At 41.7% G+C, this 18305-nt stretch carries 17 protein-coding genes; all 17 read right to left on the bottom strand.

Annotated features, from left to right (window positions below; translation table 11 throughout):
- A partial coding sequence (locus tag HMPREF9442_RS11055; RefSeq protein WP_008628528.1) for a WecB/TagA/CpsF family glycosyltransferase occupies positions 1 to 423 on the bottom strand: 423 nt, incomplete at its 3' end.
- Between the two features lie 18 nt (positions 424 to 441).
- Positions 442 to 2190: a glycosyltransferase gene (locus HMPREF9442_RS15420; protein WP_008628530.1), complete on the bottom strand. Its 1749-nt coding sequence runs from the start codon at positions 2188 to 2190 to the stop codon at positions 442 to 444.
- Between the two features lie 11 nt (positions 2191 to 2201).
- A complete protein-coding gene (locus HMPREF9442_RS11070; RefSeq protein WP_008628532.1) occupies positions 2202 to 3110 on the bottom strand; it encodes a glycosyltransferase in 909 nt (302 codons plus the stop codon).
- Complete coding sequence (locus HMPREF9442_RS16465) at positions 3110 to 3316, bottom strand: hypothetical protein (RefSeq protein ID WP_008628534.1); 207 nt, start codon at positions 3314 to 3316, stop codon at positions 3110 to 3112. Before HMPREF9442_RS16465 ends, HMPREF9442_RS11070 begins: the two co-directional genes overlap by 1 nt.
- Positions 3317 to 3329: 13 nt before the next feature.
- Complete coding sequence (locus HMPREF9442_RS11080) at positions 3330 to 4151, bottom strand: alpha-1,2-fucosyltransferase (protein ID WP_008628536.1); 822 nt, start codon at positions 4149 to 4151, stop codon at positions 3330 to 3332.
- A 12-nt stretch (positions 4152 to 4163) separates the two neighbouring features.
- Complete coding sequence (locus tag HMPREF9442_RS15425; protein ID WP_008628538.1) at positions 4164 to 4496, bottom strand: DapH/DapD/GlmU-related protein; 333 nt, start codon at positions 4494 to 4496, stop codon at positions 4164 to 4166.
- A 355-nt stretch (positions 4497 to 4851) separates the two neighbouring features.
- Positions 4852 to 5742 carry a DUF6492 family protein gene (locus tag HMPREF9442_RS11090; RefSeq protein ID WP_008628540.1) on the bottom strand — a complete coding sequence of 297 codons (891 nt, stop codon included), beginning with the start codon at positions 5740 to 5742 and terminating at the stop codon, positions 4852 to 4854.
- 4 nt (positions 5743 to 5746) lie between these two features.
- Positions 5747 to 6742 (bottom strand): glycosyltransferase, encoded by a 996-nt coding sequence (locus tag HMPREF9442_RS11095; protein ID WP_008628541.1) that lies wholly within the window; start codon positions 6740 to 6742, stop codon positions 5747 to 5749.
- A complete protein-coding gene (locus HMPREF9442_RS11100; RefSeq protein ID WP_008628542.1) occupies positions 6711 to 7967 on the bottom strand; it encodes an O-antigen ligase family protein in 1257 nt (418 codons plus the stop codon). The genes HMPREF9442_RS11095 and HMPREF9442_RS11100 overlap by 32 nt, the downstream gene beginning before the upstream one ends.
- A gap of 9 nt (positions 7968 to 7976) precedes the next feature.
- Positions 7977 to 9260 (bottom strand): glycosyltransferase, encoded by a 1284-nt coding sequence (locus tag HMPREF9442_RS11110; RefSeq protein WP_008628543.1) that lies wholly within the window; start codon positions 9258 to 9260, stop codon positions 7977 to 7979.
- A 7-nt stretch (positions 9261 to 9267) separates the two neighbouring features.
- A complete protein-coding gene (locus HMPREF9442_RS11115; protein ID WP_008628544.1) occupies positions 9268 to 10683 on the bottom strand; it encodes an oligosaccharide flippase family protein in 1416 nt (471 codons plus the stop codon).
- On the bottom strand, positions 10676 to 11284 hold the full coding sequence (locus tag HMPREF9442_RS16810; protein WP_232038499.1) for a glycosyltransferase family 52: 609 nt from the start codon (positions 11282 to 11284) through the stop codon (positions 10676 to 10678). Before HMPREF9442_RS16810 ends, HMPREF9442_RS11115 begins: the two co-directional genes overlap by 8 nt.
- A 488-nt stretch (positions 11285 to 11772) precedes the next feature.
- A complete protein-coding gene (locus tag HMPREF9442_RS11125; protein ID WP_008628547.1) occupies positions 11773 to 12492 on the bottom strand; it encodes an acylneuraminate cytidylyltransferase family protein in 720 nt (239 codons plus the stop codon).
- The gene (locus tag HMPREF9442_RS11130; protein ID WP_008628549.1) at positions 12489 to 13265 is read right to left on the bottom strand and encodes an acylneuraminate cytidylyltransferase family protein; all 777 of its coding nucleotides are present in this window, start codon (positions 13263 to 13265) and stop codon (positions 12489 to 12491) included. The genes HMPREF9442_RS11125 and HMPREF9442_RS11130 overlap by 4 nt, the downstream gene beginning before the upstream one ends.
- A 491-nt stretch (positions 13266 to 13756) precedes the next feature.
- Positions 13757 to 15301 carry an ATP-binding protein gene (locus tag HMPREF9442_RS11135; protein WP_040603031.1) on the bottom strand — a complete coding sequence of 515 codons (1545 nt, stop codon included), beginning with the start codon at positions 15299 to 15301 and terminating at the stop codon, positions 13757 to 13759.
- 78 nt (positions 15302 to 15379) lie between these two features.
- Complete coding sequence (locus HMPREF9442_RS11140; protein WP_008628556.1) at positions 15380 to 16123, bottom strand: UpxY family transcription antiterminator; 744 nt, start codon at positions 16121 to 16123, stop codon at positions 15380 to 15382.
- Between the two features lie 814 nt (positions 16124 to 16937).
- Positions 16938 to 18281 (bottom strand): rhomboid family intramembrane serine protease, encoded by a 1344-nt coding sequence (locus tag HMPREF9442_RS11145; RefSeq protein ID WP_232038498.1) that lies wholly within the window; start codon positions 18279 to 18281, stop codon positions 16938 to 16940.
- Positions 18282 to 18305 lie beyond the last annotated feature (24 nt).

Below are 18305 nucleotides of genomic sequence, written 5' to 3' on the forward strand. Positions count from 1 at the left end.
CTCCGGTTTGTTTTCAAAACCATACGAAGGAGACATCGCCCCTACCACGATTTCGCGCCCCACCGAGGCATTGATACGCTCCATGGCCTTTTGCGCCACACCTTCCATCGCCCCCAAAAGGAATATCCGGCAATCCGGATTATCCTTATGATATTGATAGAAAGCCGTAAAGAAACTGCTACCCGGAATGGCTTCCGGTATTCCTTTCTTCAGCAAACGAGAGCACAAATACAAGATTTTACTGTCGCAAACCACCCACTCCGCCTTTTGATAAAGGTCATAAAACTCACGGTCATGCTGGAGTTTGACCAAATGATCGAGATTCGGAGTGACCAATACCCCGCGTTTCAAGCTTTGCAGCAGTTCAATCCGGGTAATGGACAAGAGGTTCGCATTCAAAATACGAACAGAATCAGACATCATAAAAAAAGAAATATGCTATTAAAAAAGAGAATCAAAAAGTTGCTCCCAAGATTGATATACAGAATCTAAAGAATATTTACGGCTCGTCACTATTGCATTTTCCGCCATGCGCTGACGCTCATCAGACGACTGCATCAGGACAGACAGCTTTTCTGCCATAAGCTCAGCATTATATCCCTTTTTATCATACGGCAAAATCAAACCATTTTTACCGTCTTCCACAATATCATATACAGCAGAATAGCTCCCGTAAACGGCTGGTACCACCCCAAAACTCATACACTCCGGCAGCACCAACGGAAAACCTTCAAACTCCGAAGTCAGCAATAAGATGGAAGCTCGCTCATAATACCCTCTTGGATTCTGAAAGCCCTCAAAAGAAACGTTTTCCAACTGCGATTCAAATACTTGATTCTTCAGATTCACCCTGTCCGGCCCATCACCCACTATAGTCAATCGCCAATCCGGATAACACTGTTCCAACAAAGCCCAAGTTTGCAAAATCCGCAGCACACGCTTTTGATTACAATCCAATCGCCCGACATAGATTATCTCTTTTTGTTTGAATAAGGGCGGCAAATCACCCCCCCCCGTTACAACATCTTTTAACATTTTATTCCAATGAATGCATACACTTCCACGTGAAAACAAGAAACTTTTGTCCCGTGCCGCTTTTGCCATACGTTCCCGGCTTCTCTGGTTTTCCATCAATTCTAATAGCATTTCGGCCATTGCCTTAGGACAGAAACCCTCTTTAGAACGATATGGCACAATCCGTCCGTCCTTTCCGTCTTCAAGAATATCATGGACAGCCGTATAACTATCCAAGACAATAGGTACAACTCCAAAACTCATAGCTTCCACAATCACAAGTCCGAACCCCTCATATTCAGAAGTCAAAAGCAATAAGGAAGCCCGCTCATAATAAGAACGAGGATTACGAAACCCTTCAAACCGAATATTTCTCAACCCCAAAGAACTCGCATACCTTTCCATACCCTCCCTATCCGGCCCGTCTCCTACAATTACCAATGTCCAATCAGGACATACACGTTCCACTTGCGCCCATACATCAACCACACGAAACACCCTTTTCTGGTTATTATCTATCCGGCCTACGAACAAGACCTCCTGACACTTCTTAATAAGGTCAAGTTCATAACCAGACGTTTCTATAGTGACTGGATTGGTAATAACCGCAAGCTTTTTTGTGTCTTTCAAACGTGTGAATTTTCGAAATCCATCCACAAAACTTTCCGACAACACCACATAACGGTCGCTATTGCGGTACACATACCGCATGCTTGCAGAAGTTATTTGCTTAAATAGCCCATGCGCCATCCGAAGAAGGAACTTTCTTAACGGATTTCCCGTTTTTTCCAGAAGGAGTTCCACAGACTTTAATTTTCCGTTAGTAGAAGGATCATTGTGGTAAACAGCAATCGTTTTAACCCCAAGCCCCTTGGCCGCTTTCTTCAAAATCAAAGTTGGAAAAAATGGAAGTCCCCATTGGTTGATTACGACTTCTATATGACGGCTTGTCAAGATGCCTCGTAATGTAGCCACATTTCCATGCCCCACATGATAGCCGCTTAAGACATAAAAAGCGATGCGGTCGTCCAATCGCTGCCTCATGAGAGGCGAAGGTGGTTTAAAAGTAACAATCGTCACTTGATGGCCATGCTCTACAAAACTCTTTGCCAACACAGTCGTTACCATCTCCTGACCTCCGAGTTCAAAGGCTTTCATTAAAAAAAGGATGTTCATAAAAAATCATTTTATATTTGAAGTCTATTTACACAGCCTTCAAACAAACTATTCCATTTTTCCATAATCACCTCAATCCTAAAATCTTCCATTCTCTTTTTTGCCGCAGTCCTCAGTTTAACCCTTAATGACCGGCTTTCAATCAACATGGAAAGATTCTGAGCAAAAGCGTCGACATCACCAAACGGACAAAGCAATGCTGTCTCCTTATCAGATAGCAGCCATTTCACCCCAACTATATCAAACGCACAAATAGGTACACCCATCATCGCGGCTTCCGCTAAGACCAAGCCAAATCCCTCATGTTCCGATGTCAAGCAAAAGATGGAACTTTCCAAATACTTTTCCATCACATTGTCAACAGCGTCATTCAGTTTAAATGAATCTGCCACCCCCACAGCGTCTATCCTGTCCTGCAGCCAAGCCTTATCAGGTCCCATACCGTAAACATCAATTTGCCAACCTTTGTATTTTGAATGTATCCTTCGCCACACTTCCACCAACAAATCCAACCGTTTCTGTTCATGATACCTCGCCACACATATTATTTTTTTATTGTCCAACTCAGACAACACAGGAGAAACCAAGGGGGTGAAATTCCCTATCACCACACAATTCTTCACATTCCAATAATGTTTGTCTTCCTCGGTAAGCACCACGAACCTGTCATAACGCGCATATATAAATTGCGCAATCCCAAAATACAACGTTCTAAATATTTTACTTTTGTCATGCAAATTATAATCCATCCCGACTTTAGAAAAGTGAATCTCCATGACTTTAGGAACCCTCCTTTTCACAAATGGAATTATCCATGTCAATACCTGTGTCTGCGCATTGATTACAATATCAGGATTTACCTCTTGGATTACCTTACCTACTTTTCTAATATCCTTTGCGATACAACCCAACTTCTTCATTATGGTTGCATTCTCCCCCCCCCCGATTTTATTGTCCTTATTATCAGATTATTAGAAAGTTTAAAAGCAGATTCCACTTTACCGTTGTATGTACATATTGTAACTTCGTGACCTAACACATCAGACAAATAATTGGCTTTATCCACAACAATACGTGCCATGCCACCTTTGTAGCTTAAACCGTTGATAAAATACAATATCCTCATGATTATTACATTTTTATATTTTTACCCATGTATTCGGAAAGATATCAGGTAGTCCTGTGCCATGGTTCCACCATTTCTGGGGATAATAGATTCTCTTTTTCTTCCGTCCCAACCTCGCCCCCCAATAACTAAAGGTACTGTTAGCCATTATACCATATCGGCATTGTGACATCAAATACATATCAAGCGGAGAATCTGTACCAGAATTCCAATCCACAAAAACAGCACGGTTCCCTAATTCCAAATTCTGCTTTACCCATTGAATATCATCTGAAAAGCAAACAAACTTTACGAATGGACTTATCTCTTTCATACTTTTCAACGCCCTTTGATAATAAGAAAGCGTGCAACATCCCTCAAAAAGAGATTTAAAAGTCGGAGACAAATAATCTCCACGACGTACATGAACAAAACAGCAATCTGAAGAACGAATCTCGGATAAAAGTAACCTGTTCTTTTCAGAGAGACCGGATTCATCTACCTTCCACTCCAACCAAATATTATCATCCGGTATATATTTTTTTGTAAACTTAAAAGGGAAAAACACAATAGCCCTGGGATTTTTACAGATTTCCTGATTCAAATCCAACCATTTAGAATTTGGAACACATTGTTTATACAAATAAAATAGCCCCGTAACAGGCAAAACCCACCAAGGTTGACGAGGTAATGACACCTTAAACCATTTATCAATTTCTAACCCATAATGTTCTGACAGTTTCTTTCCATACAAGCCATAAAACCGCTCTTGAGGAAAAAGCCTTTTCAGGTAAAGATAAAAGGCATAAGCAAACATCTGATTACCTAAACCTCCTGTAAATACCAGTATTTTCACCGTATAAAATAATTAGTCCGTATTCAGTATTTTTACCACACGCGCAGGATTCCCACAAGCAATACAATCGGAAGGAACACTTTTGGTAACAACACTTCCAACACCGATTATAGAACGCGCACCAATCGTCACACCTTTTAAGATAATACTATTAACCCCTATCAATACATCATCTTCGACAACCACAGGCGCACAACGTTTTTGCTTAGCGTCTTCCTCTCTAACCCTACGTACATTGAAATCCAAAGCATGCGCATCTGTATCCATAACCTTCACATTTGCTCCTATTTTCACATAATTGCCAATTGTTATACTTTGGGCAGCCCAGAGTACCGTGCTACTCATACCTACATGATTTCCTATGCATATGCAGGCATTCTCCCCTGCATAAAAAAACCTTCGATATTGCCACAAAGTGGATTCCGATGCCCGCCGCTTGACATATAAAAATTATCCCCGATAGAAACCTTTGCCGAGGGATCTATATTTACCCCCACATGCCCGTGTATTACACAATGTCGTCCTACGCAGATGACACACGCCCTCAACTTCATATAATTTTTGTATCGGTTACATAGATTAAAAAGCCTGCCCATGCAGGCCTTCAAAACATACAACCCTTTCATGCCACCTCCCCTTCTTTTGAAAGGAAGTAAGCCGGAACCGCATGCCTTTCTTATAGAATATTAATATTTATTAACTATATAGAAGAGGGTAAAATATGGCTTATCCAACGATAACGCATTTCGACGTATTTCCGGTACAGGAAACAAAAGCAACGAGCCGTCCATACATCCGGATAGTCATTCAATTCCAAAGATATAGTATCCGTATCAAACGAAATATATTCTAATCTCTGCTTAGAAATGAAACGTCCAGCAATATACCCACCTTTTCTAAAGGTATTTAAATGCCGCTCCACATAAGACTGAGGATAATAATTCAAACAAAAATTCCCATAAGTTTCAAATTCGGAAAAACCATTGGAAACACCGGGTTCAACCGCATTTATAATTTTTTCTATCCAGTCCTCTCCCCTAACGCCACACGAAGATATCCTACCTATCAGATCTGCCATGATTTGCTTGTCAAACATCATGTGTTCCGCAATATAAGATTTCTCATTAAATTCGGAGATATCCAAAATCCTTTTTATTGTGTCAAAATAAGGTTTATGGAATTCCTTTTTCATAGCGAACATAACCTTCCCATCCACAAAGAAATCTAGCTTCCTCAAAGGAATCGTATCAGCGTCCCAAGACAAGTAATATTGATTTTGGGAATAATCGCTCAATGCAAAACCCATCTTAATAAACTGTTGCAAATACCATCCTGGACGACTATCCATATTACCACTTTGCTTGAGCAGGTTCCTTATTCGGGAAAAGGACAAACCCGGCAACAACACATTCTCGTCAACCACTTCCATCCTCCTGGCTTCTTTGGGCAAGTACTTCCGGTACCTCGCATCCGTAATGATGTATATATTATCCGGATATATATACTTCATCACATACCGCAATACCCTACTAAGCATCCCATAATCTTTAAAAACAACCGGAATTATCAAATCAAATTTATTCCTTCCCATCACATTATCTACATTTAAACCATTCTAAACCCATACGCAACAACCGCTTACCCTTTGTCCAAGCAAGAGGGAACAAATAAAAATGTACCGCAGCCCTGAGTTGGGTTATCGTCAACTCCCTACTGTGTCTTAACAGGAACCCGGTTTCTTGATGGATATACCTGCTAAATTTTGCATAGAACTCCTTAAACTCTGGAGTAAATATTTGTTGCCGGGAGAACAAGATGGTATCCCATAAACAAGTAATAGCCTGGGCGCGAAACGGCCAATAATCCTCACGCGAAACATGCAAATCAGCAAACTTAACCAATCCTTGGTAAATAGCCACCAGGTCAGTATTCATTTTTTGCTTTCTTGAAGACATAATACTGCCAGTCTTTCGAAGCCTATACACATAAACCGGATCCGGCAGAACATAGCAAGATTGCGCCAGATAAGTCATTCGGATTCCAAAATCCCCGTCTTCGTGATACACACCCGGCAGAAAGCGCAAGTTATTGTCCAAAAGGAACTTCCGACGCAAGATATAGCGTTGGCTGGCTCCTTTCAGATTCCCCACAAACATATATTCCCGTCCGGTCCTTGCAGACATGGAAGGGAAATTCTCAGCAGACTCCCTTCCGGTAGCCTCATCATGATGAAGCAAACGGGTAGCAATCATATCCACTCCATCACATCTTCGTACCACATCAATAACTCTGCTTACAGCTTCGGGAAGAAGCCAATCATCACTATCCACAAACCACACGTATTTGCCTTTGGCAAGGTTTAACCCCGCATTGCGCGCACAACTCAAGCCTTTGTTTTCTTGGTTTACGACAGTTATGTTGGACATCGTAGGAATAAATCCACTTGCAACCTCCATAGAATCGTCCGAAGTACCATCATTGACCAATATGACCTCATAAAGTGCCTCAACTTCCGGAGACCAAATGCTTTTTAAGCAACATAAAATATAGTCACGCACATTATAAACGGGAACAATAATTGTCAGTAGCATGTTGTTCTATATTATACCATTTATAAATAATGAAGAAAACAGATAAAAACGTTGCATCCGTAACCCCAATGAGACTTGTAGCAGAACGCATAATCAACCATGACAACAATAAGGCATACAAAACGTTCTTGCCCGGCGATGGCCGAGCCATCTTATACAAACATACGTTATAAAAAAGGTATCCGGCCAATCCGACCAACCCCTGATTAGTCAATAAGGGCAACCAAACCGATTCTCCCCCATAAAATTCATTATAAAATGATGAGGGATTGAATTCCATCCCTTGGCCAAACAAGGGTGATTGCAAAAAGAACCTTAATGCGATGGAAAACTGGACCATCCGCATTTCCGTGGAACTTCCTCCCGCATCGTCAGCCACATCGGATGCAAATACGGATTTTAAAAGGTACAAGACATAATCGCCTTGTAGCAACAGAAAACAAACAAGGATTAAGAGAAAAGGCCTTATCTTTCGAAAGGATATTTTCATATCACGGAATATCATGACAAAAGGGAACAGCCCCAAAATCGGAGTACGTGACGTACATATCACGACCCCACTTAACAACAAACAAATCCCTATAATTATCCAAGCCTTTCCACCGCGTGCCACTTTCAATAAATACCATACAAGAAGGTACAATAGCGTCACGCACAATACGCCATAACTTATGGCATGTGGAATAAAAGACCTATAACGTTCACGACCAAAACGCACCAAATCATTGTCTGAAAAGAACGAAAGTTCCTCATTGGATACAGATTGAATATAATCATCCAAAGGATTTATGCTCAATAAGGGGCCTAATAACCCATTTCCACATAAGAGGACTATAAAAAACAGATAAGAATAAACAGCAAAATATATATCTTTCCGGTTCTGCAAACAACAGTAATATACATACGAAAAGCATAACACGCTAATCAAAATTCTTGGAATATAATTCAATGCCATATCCGGATACAAGCAATTCAACACATAGGAAACTGAATAAATGACAAAACATTTTTTTAAAGGGAATTTCTCTTTCACAAACAAGTGCCTCCTCAGCCCAAATAGAGATATTGCAAATAAACAAAAGGCAAAATCAACCGTCATACTCGGCAACAACCTTACATTCATTCCAAAAAAAAGCTTAAAAGGCATAAACAATAATACCCCCTTCTTAAAATCATATAAAGTCAATAGGACGAAAAAAGCGAATAATACATAAATAATAGCCATACGCCTATTTTACCTCTTTAGTTTCTCCGCTATTCGGGACAAATAATACTTAACTGTAGAAATGCCATCATAAAAAATTTCTACGGGTGGAATACATCTCAACAATGGATATCTCATTTTATATACGAGCAACTTTTCTTTTATTTTCTTGTGATGATAGTTATATTCACTAATTTCCTCTACACCAACTTCATCTGGATGCAAAATCAATTGTTCCCAACGTTCGATGTTTTTTTCTACACCAAAACGGGATTGTATAAAATCATATAATGCCCCAACATCATCCGAAGGAGACTTAATACGAGCTATGATATATTGTGCCAATCGGGAAGGATTCCGGTATAAATAAGACTTATTAAAAACAGTATCCAAATAAGCAGGATGCAAAACCGTAGTAATACTACAACCAGCAAGTTGCATTTCCATAGCTGTTATAGGCAAACATTCCGACACTCCTGTAGGATTAGGTACTGCAACCTTACATTTTCCCATTACGCCTAATTTTTCTTCTTTCAAGATTCCCAGAAAATGAACGGAAGGCAACACTTCCCCCTTTTCATTTGTCAAATACGACATAAACAAATCCTCATAATCTTTTTCCGCAATCCCATATCGTCCTAACCCGGCATCCCGATTGTACAGTTTACCACTCCCGATTACATATAATTGGGCATCGGGAATCTCACTCAACACTTTTTTCCATGCACTGGCTAAAACATGGAACCCTTTTGCACGCACTATACTGCCCATGTAAACCACATTATGGTTATCCCTATCCTCAGCCGCATAATACTCCCGTTCTTTTATTGGGAATATATTGTATATGTAGGTAGACTTTAATGTGGCCAAATGGTCACGGTACAATTCCATTTGCTCACGCCCCACGTTCACTATCTTTTGAACGTAAGGCAACTTCACAAATAAATCCAACAAGGAATATTTCACAGTATTATGCGCCCAAACAAGAATGGACAAGGATTTCGAAAAGCCATCCAACACATTTTTATCAAAATACTTAATATCCACAACCAACAAGTTTATCCCCAAGTCACAGCATTTGACGCAAACATCGTACAACTGCCCTGCATAAAAAACATTCTTATGAGGAAATGTTCCCTTAAAATTCACAAAAAGGTATACATCTATTTCGTTTTCTCTTTGTTCCAACAAATAAGGAACTAACAAAAACTCGTATTCCGACCCACCCAAGCCCGGGTTTCCAGTTATAATAGAAGAATAATCACCCTCTGGTAATGTTGGGTTATTCAAATAAAAGGCAATTTTCTTTTTCATAATGTTTTTACTTATTTATATGCCTACCTACCGTATTTTTCAATTTTAAAATCAATATAGAATATGTGTCATGATTGACACTCACAAATACCACTAAACCTATGGCAAAGGTAAATCCTAAAATCCACCCTTTTTCCATCAAACTAACAAAATAAAGCAACATGATAATTAGTATGTTATATACTATTACCGCCTTTGCTTTAAACTCTACAAAACCCGCAGAAAAGAATATTCGGCTCACCATCGACAATAAGTGAGATAGGATAATAGCCACGCAAGCACCCAACAAACCATATTGAGGTATCAGCAAGTAATTGAAAACGATGGCTCCTACCCCTCCAAAAATAGTGGAAATAAAAATATAATTACTTTTCCGAATTGCCGTAAAAACAGAACCAACAAAAGCCGAAGTGTTTGAAAATAAAACCGACAGACATAACAATGGAACATACTTCCAAGCTTCCATATATTCTGCTGACGTAAACAGCATGACAAACAACTTTGAAAACAAGACCAATACCATGCAAAGAAACGTCTGCATACCGAAAACCACCCGGAACATCTTATTGTAGTACAGAGAAAAATCTTTTTTTGCAAATTCTTCTATTGCCGTTATATTCCATGCTTGTTGGAATAATCCAAAAACCATATTCAGCACATTAGGTAATTTGTTTGCCACAGCAAACAAACCAATGGCAAACATCCCTACATGCCGTTCCAACAATGGCCGGTTTAAACTGGACACCAACCACCACATGATGGCCGTTGGAATCAGCGGTATGGAATATTTCAACATTCGTTTTAGACAAGTCCAGTCAAACATAAATACGGACAAGAACCGATATGAACGGGAATAGAAAAAAGTAAATATTCCAGTTATTGTATTAGCGATTATCATCGCAGTAGCAAACCCATAAACACCCGTACGAGGAATGAGTAATATGGAAAAAAGAGCTATTGATGCCGATTGCACAATCCCGGTAAAACTGAACACAGACATTTTATTGATACCACGACAAAAATCCTGCGCATATTTTTGAAACAAATTTGAAATTAAAATGCCATAGACATACCATATATATTCAAAAAAGCTATTCTTCGCTCCGATAAACGTCAACAGAAAGAAAGCAAAGGCGCACAATAAACTACAAAAAATCTGAAAAAAGAATCCAGATGAATAGTACTTTTTTATTTCAACTTCTGTCGCTCCTGAAGGAAACACAAATATGGCATCACTCACATCACACGCCACTACGTTAAGCAACAGCCCTGCATAAACACCCATAATGTCGGTGACACCATAATCTGCGGGTGAAAGCCAACTCGTGTACAACGGCAACATAATGAACCCCATTAACTTGGAGCCCACATTGCCTATCAGGACAAATGATATGTTTTTGGCTAATATTTTATTTCTACCCATGTTTCTGAAGTGCTTGACGGGCTTCTTGCAACGTACAGAAACCTTCATCTTTCACAAGGTCACGTTCCATCTCTTCGGCCCACCAATCAATAGCCGTATCCAAACCAAATGACAAGGCCGATGATGAATTAATAGTCGCAACCCGTTCAAACCCCGCACCTAAAAGTACCAACAGTTGCATGGGAACCACTTTGTCGAACACTTCCACATGCGGAAAAAAAGACTTGTAATCACACTTGTCACGCGGATGAGGCTTGATTACCACATTATCCTCGCCATAATGAGACACTATTTTTCTATAAACATTCATCTGTTCCTCCTCTGTCATGTGCCCGTCTACGGCATAAGGCTGCGTCAACAAGATGACTTTGCAACTCCTGAATCTGTCCATACATTCTTCATCAATATTAAAAATCCTAAGAATAAGCTCTTTCTTGGATTCTGGAAAACTGTTCCATGCTTCTTCAAGACGCATGACTATTTTCTCTTTCCCCTTATGGTAAGGCTTGTCATAAGGGGAAGAAGTATAAACAGCGGTAACTAGACGTGATGTCCCGACAGGGTGACAATAATAATCCCCGAAAAAAAATCTCGCTATCATACGTTTAAACGAGGGTGCTTTTTCAAACGACATATACCGTGCGTAAAGACTGCTCTTTTCCCATATATCCAACACGTTCGGGCAGTCTTCTACATACCCCATCTTCAGCCCTCGCAACAACCACCAATTAAAATCCAATCCAAAAATTTCCGAACGAAAAAGTTCCGGATACTTGATTTTCCGTATGGCAGGTACTAATAAAGCCGCAACAAAACGATTCCTAAAATACAATTTCCTCAAATCTAAAAAATACCGGTGCGGCATATGCTTTCGTATTTCCTCAGGAATATCTTTCGTAAAAAAATACACTGTATCCTTTATTTGCTCTTCCGTAGAAAGGAAGAGGTAAAACATGAAACAATACAATGAGTTTGGCATGCAAACCCTTTGGTCTCTTTTTGTCATATGTCATATATTATTTTAGAGTTATCAATACTGTTTATTCCATAGGCTTTACATTGATTTTTGGTAATTCATGTTAGCAAGAATCACCAAAACATACCTTCCGATTTAAGCCATTTCTCCGTACGGTATATATCATCCATGTCATGCACGTCAAAACTTTCCTTCACAATAACAGGCTTAACATAATTACCCATAAATCTCCAAGGAGCCTGACCTTCCTCCTTGCCATAAATGGAATTTAACAGGCGAAGAGACCAGAAATTATGACAAAGCACATAATTCAAGGGTAAATCCTGACGGTTGGTTGATATTTGACGACCATGAAAATCAAACCAAGTATCAAGACAGCCATCCTCACGTAATCTTTTGCTACGATAAGGATGGCGATCCAACTCCAACATAACTGGACATGACGCTGATAATCCCGGATTATCAATAAGGTTCATTATAGATTCCCTTATCCATTCAGTCTTAGTTATAGCGTTATTTGCGAGTAAAACTACCAATATATCTGGTTCACATCCATCATCTTTCATTACACCAAGCGCATGAACAATGGCATCTACATGTTGAGCTGTAGGTGATGCCAACTCTGCAGGGCGGACAATACGCTTATATCCGACCTCTTCAGCAGCACTTAAAATCTTTTCATCATCACTGCTGACATAAAAATCGGTGATAAGTTCACATTCCTTTGCTGCCATTGCAGGATATTGACACAGCGGTCGGCCAAGAACTGGAAGAATGTTTTTGTCTTTAAGGGAGTTATTACCACGCCCGGTTAACAATGCTGAAATTTTCATGCAACCCTCCTTTCTGCCAAGTGGAAAAGAGGATTGCAATATATTATGTTATTATATTTTACCCCCCCAACAGTAGTATTTACCATATATGGGTCTATCTGAGAAACAGACTCATCCATATCCAACCACGCACGCGCACATGCCAAATCCAAACCATCGTCTATGTCACATCCTGTTCTTTTATCAACGATGAATTTATAGGGATGTTGACCATGAAAATATGCCCATTCTATCATTTTCTCTCTTGGAGCCATCAGGATGCCATCTGTTACAAAATACAAAGCAGGCAGTTGTTGGCTTGGCACATGCTTCAAACCCAATTCATAATTCAGCGGTCCATTCTCATTCCAGATATAACGCTTGAAACACTCAACACTCATCAATGAGTCATAGCCATTCCCCAACGCAGGATAATATGCAGCAATAGCTTCCCTATAATGCCTTGGAAAAACCAAAGGAGAAGTACAAGTGGCCCATAATATAGTTTCACCGTCTACATTCTCAGCTATATGCCGCACTACCTCACCGAATGTTTTTGTCTTTTCATCACAATATTCAGGAGCACGCTTGTGTGTATCAGCACCTACAGTCTTGGCCATTGCCAACATCATGTCAGAATCTGAAGAAACCACTATCTTGGTAATCTCCGGCACTTCTTGTAATTGACGAATCTTGTTAACTAACAGGTTAGTCCCTGCAAAAGGGGCTACGTTCTTGTTTTTCAAGCGCGTACTACCGGCACGCACAGGAATGACAGCTGTAATTGTCCTCATAATTACTTCTTAATTTTAATATGACAGTTGATTTTAATACATTTATAGATGTTTTCCGATTATACCGTAAACATCCAATTCTGACATACCCCCTGCCTTTCAGGCCGTACGTCTAATATAAGATTAAAATGTAAGCACTCAATTTAGGGCATATCCCTTTGAAAGGGCATTTTTCAATACCCTAAACCGAGTTTTGTTAATAAATTAGTTTTGAATTTAACATTGGTCAATAGCCAAAGTGATTTTGCCAGAAACCATGTTGACATAACCCCTACACCCGTTAAAGATTTTAAAAAAAAGTTCCGATGAAGTTCCAGATGGAACCGCCATGAAGCTTTACCGTTCCAATCACACTGTGATAAGTTGCTGCCATTTCAGCACTGGCATCACGGAAGATACCTATTCCTAAAAACTCAAGACAAACGGACACCTCCCAATCAGCATACCACGCCTTGGGTTTTCTCGGATTCCATTAGATTCACTTTCATTCTTTACTCCTCAACCTTCCACTCTTCCACCCCTTTGGTATCAGACGAAAAGTTCACACCTACGAGGAACACCTTCCGGCCATCCTTACGGTAAGGCTCGGCATAACCTTTCTCATGAATCTGCCGCAAAGCCTCGTCGGCACTGCCGTCGAGTTTGATTTCCATCACATAGATGTAATCCGACGTTTTGATGACGATGTCGATACGGCCGCGATGGATAGTGCGCTCCACTTCGGTATAAAAGCCCATCATCTTGAAGATGACATACATGGTGTTCTGAAAGTAGAGCTCCATCTTGCCCATTACCTGGTAACTGTTATCGGCAAACATCGTCTGCAAACGTTCCATGAAAGCTTCGGCATCGCCGCGCTCTACCTCTTGGATGAACTTTTGGATGAAGAACTCCGATTCACCCCTTTCTTTCGGGGCGTAATATGGCAACAGGTAACGCACAAATCCGTTTTCCACTTCCTGGTTCGGAAAGCCTAACTTATACATTCTGAAACGTTCGTCATATCCTTTAATGGTCAGATAACCACTCTGATAAAGCAGAGGAACCGGATTCCTATGTACGGAATCTATGCTGTTCAACATATCCGAGGTTTGTTCCTCGTACGCCAAATGGTTCAATTCATAATTCGTACGTTTCAGAATCTCCACCAAGAAAGAGGGAGTGCCCGTTTCAAACCAATAGTCATTGAATTGTTTGTTCTTCAACGCATTCAACAAGCTGAACGGATTGTACACCCCTATGGAATCTCGATCGAAATGATAACCATCGTACATTTCTTTTAATCGGTCCAGTGTTTCTTCATAAGTCAGTCCGTTACTTTCCGCCATCTCCTCCACCGCCGGTTTCAACCCGCTGTGCAATTCCTCTTCCGTGATACCGCAAAGTGAAGCCCAATTGCGATTGAGCGAAATATCTTCCAGATTGTTCAAGTCGCTGGACACACTGAGTTTACTGAACTTTGACACTCCGGTTAGCAAACCAAACTTGATATAGCGGTCTTGCGTCTTGAGCACGGAATAAAACAAACGGAGAATACCACGCAACTCTTCCTGAAGTTCGTTGTTGCCGATGTTCTGAAGCAACGGCTTGTCATACTCGTCCACCAATATCGCGACCCTGTGACCTGTCTTTTCGTAAGCACGCTGCACAACTCCCTTGAAGCGCAAGCCCACGTTGCGTTCCGCTTCCACTGCCCCATACTCTTGCTCCCATGCCGTCAAGGCCTCGTTCAACGTATCTAAAAGCGATTGGACACTTTCGTATTTCCCGGTGTTCAAGTCGAGATGAAACACCGGACATTCCGTCCAATCCGTCTCTAGCCGTTCCATGGCTAACCCTTTAAACAACTCCTTTTTCCCTTTGAAATAGGCCTCGATAGTGGAAACCAACAATGATTTGCCAAACCGTCGCGGACGGCTCAGAAAATAATAGTTACCGGTATCCACCATCTTATAGATAAGCTCCGTTTTATCCACATATAGATAACCGGCCTTTATCAGTTTTTCAAAACTCTGTATGCCTATGGGAAACCTCATCTTCACAACCTGTTTAAATGATTCTTCCACAAAGATAACGGCCAAAGAAGAATAAACCAAACATTTCTACCTCTTTTATTATATACATGATTTATCCTGTACGGGAAGTTCCCTCAAAAAAGCCTTAGGAATATAGGCCGAAGCCAGAAAGCATATCGGCTGCAAATCCACGATGACACACGTCTGGCGGTCTATACGGGCCACTCGCCCCACTACGCCCTTGAAATCCCCTTCGGTAATCACGACTTGTTGGTCTTTCTTAATCCGGAAATCAGCCGGCGAGACGGCACGGATAGACTCGCTCCCTCCGATGGTGAAACGAATAAAATTGACCATTTCCTTGTGGGGTATAACCACCACGTCATTCAGCCCGTTTTCATTCAAAGACGTATGGTCGTACATGAAATGGAGGCTTACGGGCATCTTGTCCTTTCGACGGGATTCAGATTTCAATGGGAATGACACCAAACGGCGAGCCGTGCACTCGTCCGTAAACACGAAAACAAGATTGGGCAAGAGGGATTCCTCTACTTTCTTCTTCTCTCCTTTCACCATCTTCAATGTCCTCCGTTTCGGCACATACACCAAAACGCCCCGTTTCTTCAACAAGTCTTCAGCCTCCCGTTCACGTCCATACGTAGCTCTCAAGACATACCATCGGCAATCTTGCGGAAGGCCATGCGTCGGATGCAGGACATACTCCAAGGACACCCCGGTCCCGCATCTTTGCGAACCGGCGGCTGTGACGGGAGGCAATCCCTCACTCGGAAGACGGCTACCGCTTTCTTCCGGAATACTGGCTACATTAATCAACGTATCCATCACACCTTGGCACGGAAGTCCTGTGTGACGACACAAAAAAAGCGTGAGACCGTCGTTACTCGTCCCACCCTAAGAGGCTCTGGTATGCCCATCACTGTTGAACGAGCAACATCCAGAGCCCACGCCGATATGGATATAACTTCTCCCTTTACGACACAGTGCCCCGTATCGAAAAGGGATGCGCATATATACACATCCCGAGGACATCTACTGTTGCCTCATCCCTGACAGTGATTGAAATTTACCAGATTCCTTAGAGTCAAGAACAAGACGTCACGTAAACGCCTTTAATATGTCGCGAATCTCCGTCCCCACCCTTCCCCCGCATAAGCGGTTCGGCGCAGGCTTCCGTCCGTTTTCAGCATCCCTGACAAATTACTCCGTCAGGGCAAGCTTCGCACGAACCCGGAAATTCTGCGGCAAAGATAATTATTTTTTCATTCCGTTCAAAAAATTCACCTTTAATTAACTCATAAACTTCAGCGATGCCGTCTTGGTCCCATCGAAATGCGAAAACAGTCCGAAAACGTCAGGCAAACGACTTTCCGGTGTGCGGCAAACGTTCGAGCAATCTACTGAGAACTTTTTACGGATGTCCTGCAGGTGATGTTCCTTCCCCACCCCCTTCATTATGTTTTCATTAAAAAAGGGTTCACATCCTTCATTCTATCTAATAATCAAACGATTAAGGTGAACCCTTCACTCAAACAGCCTTCACAAGGGGTTCACCGAAAAAATGCGTTCCACACTGTGGCACAACGCTTTACGGTGAACCTTCAGCCGTCATTCACAAAAAAGAAAAATCAAATGCCCTTTATGGTTCCCGTACGAAAAAACTTTGTGCCATTTCATCCATCTCTTTTCGGAAAGGTTCACTCGTGGCCCACTGCACGATGGTCATGCACCGTAAAGGATTATCCTTATAATATCCGTAAGTGGTACGCCTCGCCTCAATCCATTTTCCATCCTTGAGGGAAATCCGTTGAGGGCTACTGACTTTCACAAATTCAACCCCGTTCAGAACGACCGTTTCGCAAGTACACCCCACAAGCAAATGCCCGTCACCGTCACATACGCTCAGCTCTAAAGCATCCCTCATCCCTTGGGCATCCGTATCAGCCGTAGCATCCGAATACTCTATAGTCATCCAGTTCAACCCGTTTTCGATGCGGAAATCCGACCATCCATCCGGCTTTCTATGCCAATTGGACGGATAACGGAAACTGAAACCACTCGCTTCATCGCTGAAAGGAATCCAGACATCCTGATCTGTCATGGTCCAACCCTCTACTACGGTATACTCCCTATTCTGCCCCATACCATCCTCTTCAGGATGAATACCCGTTTCTCCGTTTTCCACATAGGCTTCCAACTGCCCACTCCGCCAAGCTTCGCGCACGTCTTGGTAATCGGGAGGCATTCCGTGTGTCAAGGCGGAAAACCAACAGACAAGCTCAGACAACAAGACGAACTCTGCCAGACAAGCCACAACCATCCGTTTGCCCTTTTCACGCACCTTATCTGCCACTCCATATACCACCCCCAACAAAAATCCTGCGACCAACCCTCCTGTATGCGCAGCGTTATCCACATTATTATCCCCTATCCCATACAACAAATTATACAAAATAAATCCTCCGATGGCAATGAGCAAAATCTTTCGCCAGGAAGATTGGCCTTTATAAAACAACAAACGGGCAAACAAAGCACCATACAGGCCGAAAATTGCTCCGGAAGCCCCTACACTAATCCAGTCTGCATGGCAAAACAAACCGGCCACCGAAGAATAAAGCCCTGCAAGAGAATAGACCATGACGACCCTGAGAGAGCCCAACATAGGTTCCAAAAACAAGCCTACGAACAAAAGGGCATATACATTCATTATCAAATGTATAAGGCCGGAATGTACAAAATTGCAAGTCCATACACGCCAATAATCACCTGTTAAAGTCAACGGGCCAAAATTGGCTCCCCAATGCAACAAACTGATATTATCCGGCTCCAACACCCCCACGCCGGTCAAACACATCACGAAAAACACCAGTATGTTGCACCCCAAAAGCAACGGAATAGCCCAAAAATCCCTACGAGGAATGAAAAAAGATAGAAAAAAGCCTTTTCCGGGCTCGGCAGCACCTGCCAACACATCCCTATCCATATTTTCAAAGCTTCTTTCCCCGCC

The sequence above is a fragment of the Paraprevotella xylaniphila YIT 11841 genome, assembly GCF_000205165.1.
Lineage (GTDB): Bacteria > Bacteroidota > Bacteroidia > Bacteroidales > Bacteroidaceae > Paraprevotella > Paraprevotella xylaniphila.